The sequence below is a fragment of the Shewanella sp. S1-49-MNA-CIBAN-0167 genome, assembly GCF_040310145.1.
GTDB lineage: Bacteria > Pseudomonadota > Gammaproteobacteria > Enterobacterales > Shewanellaceae > Shewanella > Shewanella psychromarinicola.
In genome coordinates this window covers 25,927-38,845 of sequence record NZ_JBEOPO010000001.1, presented here as the reverse complement: position 1 = coordinate 38,845, position 12,919 = coordinate 25,927, and the positions used below count along the sequence as shown (strand labels likewise).

The window sequence follows — 12,919 nt, the reverse complement described above, 5'->3', positions numbered from 1 at the left end:
ATGCCATTTTTTGGAAAATTAACACTCGAGTCAATTCCATATCACGAACCGATTATTATGGTGACCCTTGCGGCTGTCGCCATTATTGGAATCGTTATTGCGGCCTTAATCACTAAGCATCAAAAATGGGGCGTGCTTTGGCACGACTGGTTAACCTCGGTTGACCATAAGCGCCTTGGTATTATGTATATCGTGCTAGCGATGGTGATGCTGGTCCGGGGTTTCTCTGACGCACTTATGATGCGAACCCAGCAAGCACTGGCTACCAATGGCGCGGCGGGTTATTTGCCTCCTGAGCATTATGACCAAATCTTCACCGCCCATGGCGTGATCATGATTATCTTTATGGCGATGCCATTTATGATTGGTCTGATGAACTTGGTCGTGCCGTTGCAAATTGGTGCTCGCGATGTGGCGTTCCCTTTCTTAAATAACCTAAGCTTTTGGCTCACCGCATCTGGGGCGATATTAATCAATATCTCACTTGGATTAGGTGAGTTTGCCAAAACCGGTTGGGTAGCCTATCCCCCCTTGTCAGAGCTGGCGTACAGTCCGGGGGTGGGGGTCGATTATTATATCTGGGCCTTGCAAATATCCGGGATAGGGACAACCTTAACCGGGGTGAACTTTATCGCCACCGTGTTAAAAATGCGTGCGCCTGGCATGAAGCTAATGCAGATGCCCATTTTTACTTGGGCCTGTACTTGGGCGAACGTGCTAATTGTTGCGTCGTTCCCAATTTTAACCGCTGTTTTAGGTTTATTAACCTTAGACCGTTATTTAGATTTCCACTTCTTTACCAATGATGGTGGCGGTAACGCCATGATGTACATCAACCTGTTTTGGGCTTGGGGTCATCCTGAAGTATACATTTTGGTATTACCGGCCTTCGGTATTTTCTCTGAAGTGCTTTCAACCTTCACCTCGAAGCGCTTATTTGGTTACACCTCAATGGTGTGGGCAACGGGTGCGATTTCTGTGCTTGGCTTTATCGTGTGGTTACACCATTTCTTTACCATGGGGTCGAGCGCTAACGTTAATGCCTTCTTTGGGGTGATGACCATGGTGATTGCGGTGCCGACGGGGGTAAAACTGTTTAACTGGTTATTTACCATTTATCGCGGCCGTTTACGCTTTACCGTCCCAGTATTGTGGTCTTTAGGCTTTATGGTGACCTTCACCATAGGCGGCATGACCGGAGTACTGTTAGCATTACCTGGCGCAGATTATGTATTGCATAACAGCTTATTTTTAATCGCTCATTTCCATAACACCATTATTGGTGGCGCGGTATTTGGTTACATGGCTGGTTTTGCCTATTGGTTTCCTAAAGCCATGGGCTTCCACCTCAATGAACGTTTAGGCAGGGCATCATTCTGGTGCTGGCAAATTGGTTTCTATGTCGCATTTATGCCGCTATATGTGCTTGGTTTTATGGGTATGACTCGTCGTATCAATCACACTGATAACCCGGCATGGAACTTGTGGATTTACTTTGCGGTAGTAGGCGCGTTTATCATCCTCGCGGGCATCATTTTACAGTTTGTACAATTGTATGTCAGCTTCCGAGACCGTGAGCAAAACTTAGATACTACTGGCGATCCATGGAATGGCCATACGCTTGAGTGGTCAACTTCTTCACCACCGCAGTTCTATAACTTTGCCCAGTTACCCCAAGTAACTGACATTGATGCATTCACCGATATGAAAGAAAAAGGTGAAGCGTATCAACGCCAGAAAACATACCAACCTATTCATATGCCCAGAAACACTGCCAGCGGCATCTTGATGGCGGCGGCCATTACCTCGGTGGGGTTTGCCGCAATTTGGCATATTTGGTGGTTAGCTATGGTTGGGTTTGCGGGTACCTTTGTGCTGTTCTTGATCCGTGCTTACAACAACGACATTGACTACTACGTGCAACCAGACCAAGTCGCGCAGATTGAAAATGCACACTTAGATAACGTAGCAAGGGGCTGATAATGAGTATTGCTATCCAAGCAGATTTACACCTGGCTCACTCTGCTGAGCACCATGTTGAACATCATGACGAACATCATGATACAAGCGGCAACACCTTATTCGGTTTTTGGATTTATCTGATGACCGACTGTATTTTGTTCGCATCCGTTTTTGCAACTTATGCTGTTTTGTACATGAACACCGATGGTGGTGTGTCCGGTAAAGATATTTTCGAATTAGATTTCGTGCTTATGGAAACCGCCGCCCTGTTGATCAGTAGTATTACTTATGGCTTTGCCATGATTTGCGCTAAACACCAAAAGAAAGTCGCCACATTAGTGTGGTTGCTGATCACCTTCGCCCTAGGGTGTGCGTTTATTGCTATGGAAGTGTCCGAATTCAGTCACCTGATTGAACACGGTAATGGCCCAGATCGCAGCGCCTTTTTATCGGCATTTTTTGCGTTAGTGGGCATGCATGGTTTGCATGTCACTGCTGGTTTAATTTGGATGCTGATCATGATGGTCGAAGTGCTAACAACAGGTTTAGGTCATCGCAGTATTACCCGCCTAAGCTGCTTAAGCTTATTTTGGCACTTTTTAGACATCGTTTGGGTGTGTGTGTTTACCGTCGTTTATTTGTTAGGAGTCTTGTGATGAGTCATGCACATTCAAGCCACACCGAAGGTGATTTTGCCGCTAGCGTTAAGTCTTATATCGTCGGCTTTGTGTTATCGGTGATTTTAACTGCTATTCCATTTTGGTCAGTGATGACCCAACACTTTAACCATGCAACCACCTTATGGATTGTGGTTGTCATGGCCATAGTGCAAATCGTGGTGCATTTAAAATACTTCCTCCATTTAGATTTTTCTAAAGAAGGTAAGCTTAATACATTTTCGTTCTTATTCACTGCGTTGATTATTATCATGGTGGTGGGTTTATCTGTGTGGATTATCACCGCAGCTAACGAATTGATGATGTAAACAGCGCAATGTCAAAGCACTGCAACCAAAGTATGCAACCAGACAGCTATCATCAATAATCAAGGTCCATCTATGTCAGCACAATTAACCTCACGCTTACGAGGATATGTTCAGGTTACTAAGCCTGGCATCATCATGGGCAATTTAATTTCTGTCGCCGGCGGGTTTTTACTCGCCGCTCAAGGTAGCGTTGATTGGACCTTGATGCTTGCCACTATGATAGGACTGTCATTGGTGGTGGCGTCGGGTTGCGCTATCAATAACTGTATTGATCGTGATATCGACGCCAAAATGCAGCGAACGCGCAACCGAGTCACCGTCACAGGTGAAATATCGGTGCAAGCGGTATTGAGCTTTGGCATTGGTCTGGGGATCATTGGCTTTACCATGCTGGCAATATTCACCAACAGCTTAGCGGTATTGTTTGCCGCTATCGGCTATGTGGTTTATGTCGGCGTATACAGCCTATACATGAAGCGCAACTCGGTTTACGGCACTTTAGTGGGCAGTTTCTCCGGTGCGGTGCCACCGGTTGTCGGTTATTGTGCGGTCACCGGACAAATGGACACAGGCGCCATTATTTTGCTGCTAATGTTCAGCTTATGGCAAATGCCGCATTCATACGCGATTGCAATTTTTCGTTTTGACGACTATGCCGCAGCCAATATTCCGGTGTTACCTGTGGCTGAGGGCATGGCTAAAGCAAAATTACATATTGTGCTCTACATTGCCGTGTTTGCAGTAGTGAGTGCGCTGTTACCTTTGGCAGGTTACACAGGTATCGCCTTTATGGCTGTCACTTGCGCCACGAGTTTATGGTGGTTAACTATGGCGTTAAAAGGCTATCGTCGCAACATCAACCTACAGTCTTGGGCTAGGCAGGTATTTGGCTTTTCCATTATCACCATTACCGCGTTAAGCGTGACCATGGCATTGGACTTTCAAGTGGTTGCTCAACCTACACTACTAATATTGGCGCCTTAATAAGGCAGCATTATCAAACAAGCCCATGGCCTCTTGGTCAGTGGGCTTTTTTTATTTGATTAATCAGCATTTTTTACTACGATTGAGTACTAGAATTGAGCACTACAATTGAGCACTACAATTGAGTACGACTCAAAAATACCGCCCGCGGTTCTAAAAATAATACTGAACTGCACAGGCAAACATAAAGGGATCTTATGTTTATCATGTCGCGCACCAGCCAGCGCAAAACACTTGCACTTAACACCATAAAAAACATTGTCCTGCTGTTAGCATTCGGGTGCAGTGTACTCACGGTCAACTCACTGCAGGCGACCCCATCACCTCGGCCTACAGCCACAGACAGCATTTTTGGTAATTGGATAATCGATACTCCAGAACAAATAACACTATTACAGTTAAATCGCGACCACAGTTACTTATACATGGAATTTAACTTAACTAAACCGCAAAACAGCGTCGCAGAATGGGGGCAAATAGACATCCAGCCACTAGGAGTGCGCTTTATCCCAAGCTATAGCAATAATCAGCAACAAGGCCTCGTTGCTTATCAAATTAACCATCTAAAACTGCAAATAATGCTCACGCCACAACGGCAACAGTTAGCATTCACTATCGACACTAATGCCGACAGTGTTGCCGATGAACAATATCAATATCATATCTACCCGAGTCAATCCGTTTATGGCGTATGGCATGAGCTGTCAAGGTTTATGCTGAGTAGCTTAGTGCTACTCGATAATGGTTACTACGCTGTGGTGCAAATCAACTTACACCAAGACCCGCAAATTAATCCTCATTACACACATTTACAATGGGGACGCTTTGAACGTCAACAAAACCAACTGTTCATCGAGCCTATTTTTGATAACCCTCCACAACAAAGCGTTAGCCAATTCGACACCATGACAAGCGTTTTTTATCACCTTACTCGTCAACAATTGGCGCTATCGTTTGCGGTTGAAGATGACAATGTAAATGCCCATCAACGCCGATTTAGACGATAAACCGTCATTTACAGCTATTTAGTTACAATTTCTGCCACAATCAGCTATTCAAATTCAAGCGATTACACTTCATACTGGACCATAGCTGGTATCAATTTAGTGTTAAAAGGATATTTCATGGGCCAAGAAACCTCGAAGATTCTCGTCGTCGATGACGATATGAGATTACGTTCATTATTAGAGCGTTACTTGATAGAGCAAGGCTTCCAAGTTCGTAGTGCAGCCAATGCCGAACAAATGGATAGATTACTTGAGCGCGAAAACTTTCATCTTTTAGTACTCGATCTGATGCTACCCGGTGAAGACGGTTTATCAATTTGTCGCCGTTTACGCCAGCAAGAGAACCCTATTCCGATTGTGATGCTGACCGCAAAAGGCGATGAAGTCGACCGTATTATCGGCCTCGAGCTCGGCGCAGACGATTACTTACCTAAGCCGTTTAACCCGCGCGAACTACTCGCGCGTATTAGAGCCGTAATGCGGCGTCAAATTGCCGAAGTCCCTGGTGCGCCAGCGCAGCAAGAAGAAGTGATTGCCTTTGGTGAATTTTCACTAAACCTTGCCACCCGCGAAATGTTTCATGGCGATGAGAGTATTGCCCTCACCAGTGGTGAATTTGCGGTATTAAAAGTGCTGGTTAACCATCCTCGTGAACCCTTGTCTCGTGACAAGTTAATGAACCTTGCCAGAGGTCGTGATTATTCCGCTCTTGAGCGTTCAATTGATGTTCAGGTATCACGCCTACGTCGTTTAATTGAAAAAGATGCCGCCAACCCTCGCTATATTCAAACTGTGTGGGGCCTTGGCTACGTATTTGTACCCGACGGCACCACGCGTAAGTAAGCCATGAAACTGAAGTTAAAATGGTGGCAACGCTTTTTACCCCGAAGCGCTTTTAGTCAGACGGTATTGTTGATTGGCAGCTTATTGCTGATTAATCAATTAGTGTCTTACTGGTCTGTCGCCGTTTACTTTATCAAACCCAGTTACGAGCAAATCAACCAACTGATTGCCCGCCAAATCAATATTTTATTTGTTGATGGTGTCGATGTTGGCCGTGAACACCTCACCATGGTTGATGCCTTAAATGCCAAAGTTCGTGACGATGGCATGACGGTTTACAACCTCAAACAAGCTCAAGACGCTGGACTAAATCAAGCCACTTATTACAGTTTTCTATCTGAGCAAATGTCGGTGTATTTGGGCGGCGAAGCCGAAGTGCGTTTTTCGCAGGGTGACAAACTCGATGTATGGATTAAGCCACCGCAAGCACCTTCTTTGTGGATAAAAGTGCCGCTGACCAGCATTAACGAATCTGATCTATCGCCGTTGACCTTATATTTATTAGTGATTGGCGCGCTCAGTGTCGCCGGTGGCTGGTTGTTTGCCCGCCGGCAAAACCGGCCGTTAAAAAGACTTCAAAAAGCGGCATTTGCCGTATCAAAGGGCGATTTCCCGCCGATGCTGCCGTTAAGTGGTTCAACCGAAATTGTTGAAGTAACCCATGCTTTTAACCAAATGGCCAACAGCATGAAGCAACTTGAACAAGACCGTGCCTTATTGATGGCTGGTATTTCACACGACTTGCGTACACCCTTAACTCGTATTCGGTTAGCGTCTGAAATGATGGTCGACGATGACCAGTATTTAAAAGAAGGCATCGTCACCGACATTGAAGACATGGATGCAATTATTAACCAATTTATTGCTTACATTCGTAACGACCAGGAAGGCGTGCGCGAGCCAGATCAAATTAACCGCCTAATACAAGAAATTAGCCAACAAGAATCGCACCGTGAAGAGACGATAGAATTGTCGTTAGCAGACTGTCCCGACATCGCGATGGATAGTGTGGCCATTAAACGGGTGTTGAGTAATTTAGTTGAGAATGCCTTTCGATATGGTAATGGCTGGATAAAAATAAGCTCGTACCATCAAGGTAATGCAGTCTGTTTTAGCGTTGAAGATAATGGCCCAGGCATTGATGAAACTAAAGTTGAGGCACTGTTTCAACCCTTTACCCAAGGCGATTCAGCCCGTGGCAGTGTTGGCTCTGGTTTAGGCTTAGCCATTATTAAACGCATTATTGACCGTCATCATGGCAAGGTAAAACTGTCTAACCGTCCCCAAGGTGGATTAAAAGCACAAGTATGGCTGCCGTTAATCAGCAAACGCCGATACAGCTAAACTTACATAATTCAGCTATCACGACGCTGCTATTTCAATGTCTTGATGAAGACGCAGCTATTCCAATGTCTTGATGAAGGTGTCGTGCTGAAAATGTCGCGCTGAAAATGTCGCGATCAATGTGCGTGAACTCAAAAATAAATCACAAAACAATGTAGTGACTCAATTTAAACGGTTTTACGGCTCCCTCGAAATCAATAATCATCCCACACGATAAACGGTAACATTAGTGCCATAAAATACTCATAATGGTCTTTATCTGAAGTCTGGGTAGCATGAAAATATCAACATTATCACTTAGTGCATCAGCGTTATTATTACTCCTTGCAGCCTTATTAGCCGCAACCGTGTTGTGGAGTAACCAACAACGCCAAGTGAGCGAGCAGCTCAATCAAAACTTACAGCGGATCCAACATACGTTTCAGTACGATGTGCGCAATAACATCAACAATTACCTACGAACAGGACAAAGCAACTACCTAGAACAGGCGCGCGCCGACATCACCAGTATCACCGTCAGCATCACCCAATTACACCAAGCGCATCCACAATTAGGCAGCGCCTCGCTGATCGAGTTAATGGCCCAATTAATTGGCGACTTAGACACTAAATACCGCGCCGCGGGTAAATTGGCAGGTAACCCGCGTCAATTACTGGCCTTTGCTGAGTCAGAGATGCTCGATTACAATCGCAACTTAAGCCGTTATGCTCAATCCGCCCGCCAAGGCAACAACATCGCACAGCAATACCTAGCCCTCAGCCTTGAATTACCCAGCTTGGTTTACCCATTATCGCAGCAAACTCAGACCCTACTGATAGACCAAGATACCAGCGTGACCAACAGTGTTAACTTCTCCATTAGTGCGCTTAATACCTGGCACGATAAACTACAAAGTCTACCCTTATTAAGGATTTACCGCACCGAAGCAGTGGATGAGTTTGCCTTAGGTGATGATGAACCCGAACGCATTGAAGTTGGCGAAACGCCACGTGCTGAATTACTTAGTTTGACCCAACGCTACAGCAAAGAAGTCGCCAATACCAAGCAGATGATCGCCGACAACCAAACGGTGCAAACCGCACTGATTAACGCCACCAGCCAAGTCGAGCAGCAATTAGTGACCCTAGCAAATAGGCAAACTCAAACAGACCAACAATTAAAGCTCAACTTACAATGGTTGCTGTATGGCATGGTGACCTTGCTAGCGTTGTTTTCGGTGAGTTACTTCATCTTGCAGCAACGCCGAGTGGTCACCCCGTTACGACGCTTAAATCGCGCGTTCTCGATGTTAAGCGAGTCTAACCAACGTGAACCGTTACCGGTAACAAGCCAATGTGAAACCGGCCAGATTGCGGCACACTTTAACCGACTGCTGCAACGATTTGAACAAGATGATGAACAGCAAAAACACAATATGATCCAGGTTTCACAGTCATTAAGCCAATTAGTGACCCGAATTGGTTCGTTATCAAACAGCACCCAACAAACACAAACAGTCGTACAGCAAGCACAGGGGCAAACTGCTGATTTAATTGCATTAGCCAATAAAGTAAACCGGTCGTCTAGTGCGCTAACAGCAAGCGCACAACAGACCATGAATGACATGCTGGCCAGTCAACAAGAGGCACAAGGCGTATTAACTGCTACAGAACATACATTGACCAAAGTGGATCAATGTAACCACTCGCTAACCCAGCTAAGCACCTCGGTCAGTGATGCGGCTAAAATTGTCGATGTGATAGGTAATATTGCCGATCAAACTAACTTACTGGCACTCAATGCCGCCATCGAAGCCGCAAGAGCCGGTGAACAAGGACGCGGGTTTGCTGTTGTGGCCGATGAAGTTCGCAACTTATCCCACCGTACCCAGTTATCGCTCAAGGACATCATGGCAATATTAACCCAGTTAACGACATCGAATGCCGCGCTGAGTCACAGTGTAAATGACATTAGCGAGGCTTCAGAACAGCAAAAAAGCCGGGCCCAAAGCTTGTTAACCTTTGCTCAGCAAGTACAACAACAGGCCAGCGCCATGGCAAAGAGTGCCTGTCAAGGGAGTGAACACGCAAACCAACAAGTGCATCATCTTGACGAGTTTGTGGTTGCCATGGACAGTTTACTGCTGCGAGCAAAACACGCCTTTGAACAAAGCGAAACCATTGCATTAGAAGTCAGCAACAGCGTCAACAATATAGAACAAAACTTAGGCATTGCCGCTGGGAAGGCTTAAACGTCTATCACGTTCGAATATAAAAATGGGCGCCACATTGGGCGCCCATTTTTTATCTCTAATAACCTATTATGTATAGATTATAGTGCCGCCATCACAGCTTCTGCGGTGCTGACTTCAAATGACTTACCTTGTTCAACATTAAGTAAAGTCACTACACCATTGTCGATCACCATGGCATAACGTTGTGAACGAACACCACCAAAACCTGCGGTATCCATTTCTAAGCCTAATGCTTTAGTAAAGCTGGCATCACCGTCTGAAAGCATCATCAATTCAGATGCATTTTGTGCTTCGCCCCAGGCTTTCATGACGAATGCATCGTTAACCGCAACACAAGCAATTAAGTCAACGCCTTTGGCTTTAAATTCGTCTGCCAATACCACAAAGCCAGGTAAATGGGCTTCTGAACAGGTTGGTGTAAATGCACCAGGCACGGCAAACAACACCACTTTTTTACCGGCAAATAACTCAGTCACATCGTGGTTAACCATACCGTCTTTAGTCAGTTGGCTTAATGTAGCTTTTGGTAGCGATTGTCCTTTAGCGATCATAATTATTTCCTTAATTATTAGTTAAAACGATAGGTTATCTTGGCGCCAATACCTTACGGCAGCCCAGAAATAGAATAGATAATACGGATTCACATAAAATCGAGATCAACAGCCCCAATAACATACCAATCGCAATGGCTTCTGGTTTTAACAAAATCACATGGGAATAGTTTTGCCACACCTCAGCTTGAATGTCTTTTTTTGGCGTAAGGATCACTTGTTGATAGGGACTGTAACTGTGTTGACGAAACCGTGTTAATGCATCGGTTAATGACACATAACGTTGATAAATAGACTCGATACTTTCACCGCCAGCACTAAATACTGGATCATTATTTTGTCGATAATGGCGGATCAGTTTATTGATATCCCCACCAAAAAAGCGGTCCGCATCGTGCTGAAACTCAGCCAAACTTAGCTTAGCTTCAAGCTGGTGCGCCTCGAGTCGCTGGCCGTATTGGTCAACAAAACCGGGAACTTGAATACCAATCAATACGCCACAAACAAACAGCACTAAGCGAAGGTAATCCATTAAATGTTTTATCATGATGTCATCGGTTGCGATAAAGATAAATTCAGAAAGGTCACAATATCACCAATTAGTTAACTAAGCATCTTGTATAAATGGATGTTAATTTAACGTGCAGCCGCTGAGGATTTGTAATCCAACATTCACCAATGATGGCATCACAAGCAACGGCTTAATGTCGACACCATCATCGTATCAACACGCTCAAGGGCATCGTCATACGCCCATGAGCAATACAAATAAGTTAACTCAATCCCCAATTCACTTTAGGTAGGTGTTCAACAAACCAGTCAAAGGCGCGCCCTTGATGATCTTTATGCCAAGCAATATACACACTTTGATTGGGCCTTGGGATTGAACATGGCTTTTCAATTAGTTGACCACTATCAAGGTATGATTGCACCATATGCCGCGGTAAAAACCCAATGCCCAACCCTTGCACTTGCGCCGCAATTTTAGCTTCCATGGTATTAAGGCGGATCATCTGCTTACTTTTAAAGATACCGTTATCGCGAATAGGCAAAAGCTGTGAAGTATCGGCCACCACCAGCGCCGAATAATGTGTCAATCTGTCGGCATCCAACATGCCATCCACAAACGCCAGCGGATGATGCGGCGCTACGGCAAACACAAATTCAACTTCACCCATTTTATGGGTTTGAAATACTCCTCTTGGTAGCTCGCCTGACGCGCCAATGACAATATCGGCGCGGCGACTGTGCAGTGCATCCCAACCGCCACCAACCGCTTCAACATCTAAGGTAATATCAACACTGTGCTCTAGTTGATTAAACTGCTCGATCAAATTAAACAATGGTCTCTGATAAATAATGGTATCGCGCGATAAGCGAATTTCATTTTCCCAGCCAGACTCGAGTTGCTGTACCGAATCAATTAACCGATTTGTCGCCAATAAAATTTCTCGCCCATGCTCGAGCACTAACTTACCTGCAGGGGTTAATTGCGCTCGCTGTTTTGAGCGGTCAAACAAGGCCGCACCCATTTCCTCTTCAAGTTTTTTGATGGTATAGGTCAAGGCCGACGGCACTCGATATAAAGATGCCGCTGCGGCAGCAAAACTGCCCTTACGCTCAATGGCATCTAAGGCGCGTAATGCATCAATAGTAATCGGGTTTTGCATGACCTTCTCCATATTCAAAAAAATTGAACTATTACCTCAGTTTATTCCGATTTTTTATTCAATCAAGTACCAATATACTCATCATCAATCAGTGAGACAGGCTCACTTCAAACACACAATGTTTAACCTTATTGAGGATACATACCATGAAAGCACTCGCTAAAAACATCACCCACTCTACTGCAGGTTTCAGCACATTAGCATTACGCTTACCTATTGGGATTATTTTTATGGCTCACGGCGGGCAAAAAATATTTGGTTGGTTTGGTGGTTATGGCCTTGAAGGCACTGGACAATGGATGGCATCAATTGGCATTGAGCCTGGCGTATTAATGGCCTTCTTAGCCGGCAGCGCTGAATTGGTTGGTGGATTATTTATTCTATTGGGTTTACTGACTCGCCCATCAGCGGTGGTGTTGGCTTTTACTATGATTATCGCCATTGTCAGTGTGCATTTAACCAACGGTTTATTTATGGCTAACAATGGTTATGAATTTGCATTAGCACTGTTAGCTGCCAGTGTGTCACTTGCGCTGTCTGGCTCAGGTAAAGTCGCAATCGATAACACCATTGCCACTAAATTAGCTTAAATAAATATCGGCTTAGTCTTTTTAATGGCTCTTTAGGAGAAAGTTATGATCTCATTACGTCATGCAAATCAACGCGGTAAAGCCAAATTTTGCTGGCTGGACAGCAAGCACAGTTTCTCATTTGGTAGCTATTACGATCCACAGCATATGGGGGTTTCAGCGCTGCGAGTCATCAATGATGACCGCGTTACGCCCGGAGCAGGGTTTGCGACTCATGGCCATCGTGATATGGAAATTATCAGCTATGTCCTTGAGGGCTCTATCGTCCATAAAGACAGTGAAGGTAATGTGGAAGTATTGCCTGCGGGTGAGTTTCAATTAATGTCTGCTGGCAGCGGTATTACCCACAGTGAATACAATGCATCAAACACTGAACCACTGAAGTTTTTACAAATTTGGATCCAGCCTAATACCTTAGGCAATACACCGAGATACCAGCAAAAAAACTTTGGTCAAACATTGGGCTTGACCACGATTGCCACACCAACAGGTGAAAACGGTACTTTGCAGATCAAGCAAAATGCGACATTGTCACAACTGATTTTGGCGCCTAAATCTAAAATAACCTATCAGATTGCGACTGACCGTAAAGTGTATGTTCATCAAGTCGCTGGCGAACTGAGCATTGAAGATCAACCGCTGAGTGCAGGTGATGGCGCAAAACTCACTGACATGTCCACAGTGACCTTTATTAACCCATCAGACACTCAGTCAACGGCACTCGTTTTTGATTTACCCTAAATGAGTTC

General features: G+C 45.0%; 13 protein-coding genes. 10 read left to right on the top strand and 3 right to left on the bottom strand.

Translation table 11 applies throughout. The annotated features are described in order from the left end of the window. The 8 genes from cyoB (at position 1) to AAEZ00_RS00145 (ending at position 9,356) form a co-directional block, all read left to right on the top strand. On the top strand, positions 1–1,980 hold the full coding sequence (gene cyoB / locus AAEZ00_RS00180; RefSeq protein WP_101033209.1) for a cytochrome o ubiquinol oxidase subunit I: 1,980 nt from the start codon (positions 1–3) through the stop codon (positions 1,978–1,980). Between the two features lie 2 nt (positions 1,981–1,982). Further along, positions 1,983–2,618, top strand: a complete 636-nt coding sequence (gene cyoC / locus AAEZ00_RS00175) for a cytochrome o ubiquinol oxidase subunit III (RefSeq protein WP_351077959.1) — start codon at positions 1,983–1,985, stop codon at positions 2,616–2,618. Continuing rightward, entirely contained in the window at positions 2,618–2,947 is a 330-nt protein-coding gene (gene cyoD / locus AAEZ00_RS00170) for a cytochrome o ubiquinol oxidase subunit IV (RefSeq protein ID WP_101033211.1), read from the top strand. The genes cyoC and cyoD overlap by 1 nt, the downstream gene beginning before the upstream one ends. A gap of 72 nt (positions 2,948–3,019) precedes the next feature. Continuing rightward, positions 3,020–3,931 carry a heme o synthase gene (cyoE, locus tag AAEZ00_RS00165; RefSeq protein WP_351077955.1) on the top strand — a complete coding sequence of 304 codons (912 nt, stop codon included), beginning with the start codon at positions 3,020–3,022 and terminating at the stop codon, positions 3,929–3,931. A gap of 197 nt (positions 3,932–4,128) precedes the next feature. Next, entirely contained in the window at positions 4,129–4,938 is an 810-nt protein-coding gene (locus AAEZ00_RS00160; RefSeq protein ID WP_351077952.1) for a hypothetical protein, read from the top strand. Between the two features lie 117 nt (positions 4,939–5,055). Next, positions 5,056–5,781 carry an osmolarity response regulator transcription factor OmpR gene (gene ompR / locus AAEZ00_RS00155; RefSeq protein WP_101033213.1) on the top strand — a complete coding sequence of 242 codons (726 nt, stop codon included), beginning with the start codon at positions 5,056–5,058 and terminating at the stop codon, positions 5,779–5,781. Between the two features lie 9 nt (positions 5,782–5,790). After that, positions 5,791–7,125, top strand: coding sequence for a two-component system sensor histidine kinase EnvZ (gene envZ / locus AAEZ00_RS00150; RefSeq protein ID WP_101034768.1), 1,335 nt, complete (start codon positions 5,791–5,793; stop codon positions 7,123–7,125). Between the two features lie 275 nt (positions 7,126–7,400). Then, the gene (locus tag AAEZ00_RS00145; RefSeq protein ID WP_351087984.1) at positions 7,401–9,356 is read left to right on the top strand and encodes a methyl-accepting chemotaxis protein; all 1,956 of its coding nucleotides are present in this window, start codon (positions 7,401–7,403) and stop codon (positions 9,354–9,356) included. 80 nt (positions 9,357–9,436) lie between these two features. On the opposite strand, the gene AAEZ00_RS00140 is transcribed toward AAEZ00_RS00145, so the two are convergent. From AAEZ00_RS00140 to AAEZ00_RS00130, 3 genes are all read right to left on the bottom strand, one after another. Then, entirely contained in the window at positions 9,437–9,910 is a 474-nt protein-coding gene (locus tag AAEZ00_RS00140; RefSeq protein ID WP_101033215.1) for a peroxiredoxin, read from the bottom strand. A 34-nt stretch (positions 9,911–9,944) separates the two neighbouring features. Next, the gene (locus AAEZ00_RS00135; protein ID WP_101033216.1) at positions 9,945–10,457 is read right to left on the bottom strand and encodes a DUF2937 family protein; all 513 of its coding nucleotides are present in this window, start codon (positions 10,455–10,457) and stop codon (positions 9,945–9,947) included. A gap of 226 nt (positions 10,458–10,683) precedes the next feature. Beyond that, the gene (locus AAEZ00_RS00130) at positions 10,684–11,580 is read right to left on the bottom strand and encodes a LysR family transcriptional regulator (RefSeq protein ID WP_124012759.1); all 897 of its coding nucleotides are present in this window, start codon (positions 11,578–11,580) and stop codon (positions 10,684–10,686) included. A 146-nt stretch (positions 11,581–11,726) separates the two neighbouring features. Here AAEZ00_RS00130 and AAEZ00_RS00125 point away from each other — a divergent pair, with 146 nt between their 5' ends. Continuing rightward, positions 11,727–12,170: a DoxX family protein gene (locus AAEZ00_RS00125; RefSeq protein WP_101033218.1), complete on the top strand. Its 444-nt coding sequence runs from the start codon at positions 11,727–11,729 to the stop codon at positions 12,168–12,170. A gap of 45 nt (positions 12,171–12,215) precedes the next feature. Further along, on the top strand, positions 12,216–12,911 hold the full coding sequence (locus tag AAEZ00_RS00120; protein WP_351087983.1) for a pirin family protein: 696 nt from the start codon (positions 12,216–12,218) through the stop codon (positions 12,909–12,911). Positions 12,912–12,919: the final 8 nt, after the last annotated feature.

Bases quoted from the DNA above. Each gene is read 5' to 3' on its own strand.
- cyoB (WP_101033209.1), top strand. From the start codon at position 1: ATGCCATTTTTTGGAAAATTAACACTCGAGTCAATTCCATATCACGAA.
- cyoC (WP_351077959.1), top strand. From the start codon at position 1,983: ATGAGTATTGCTATCCAAGCAGATTTACACCTGGCTCACTCTGCTGAG.
- cyoD (WP_101033211.1), top strand. From the start codon at position 2,618: ATGAGTCATGCACATTCAAGCCACACCGAAGGTGATTTTGCCGCTAGC.
- cyoE (WP_351077955.1), top strand. From the start codon at position 3,020: ATGTCAGCACAATTAACCTCACGCTTACGAGGATATGTTCAGGTTACT.
- AAEZ00_RS00160 (WP_351077952.1), top strand. From the start codon at position 4,129: ATGTTTATCATGTCGCGCACCAGCCAGCGCAAAACACTTGCACTTAAC.
- ompR (WP_101033213.1), top strand. From the start codon at position 5,056: ATGGGCCAAGAAACCTCGAAGATTCTCGTCGTCGATGACGATATGAGA.
- AAEZ00_RS00145 (WP_351087984.1), top strand. From the start codon at position 7,401: ATGAAAATATCAACATTATCACTTAGTGCATCAGCGTTATTATTACTC.
- AAEZ00_RS00140 (WP_101033215.1), bottom strand. From the start codon at position 9,910: ATGATCGCTAAAGGACAATCGCTACCAAAAGCTACATTAAGCCAACTG.
- AAEZ00_RS00135 (WP_101033216.1), bottom strand. From the start codon at position 10,457: ATGATAAAACATTTAATGGATTACCTTCGCTTAGTGCTGTTTGTTTGT.
- AAEZ00_RS00130 (WP_124012759.1), bottom strand. From the start codon at position 11,580: ATGCAAAACCCGATTACTATTGATGCATTACGCGCCTTAGATGCCATT.
- AAEZ00_RS00125 (WP_101033218.1), top strand. From the start codon at position 11,727: ATGAAAGCACTCGCTAAAAACATCACCCACTCTACTGCAGGTTTCAGC.
- AAEZ00_RS00120 (WP_351087983.1), top strand. From the start codon at position 12,216: ATGATCTCATTACGTCATGCAAATCAACGCGGTAAAGCCAAATTTTGC.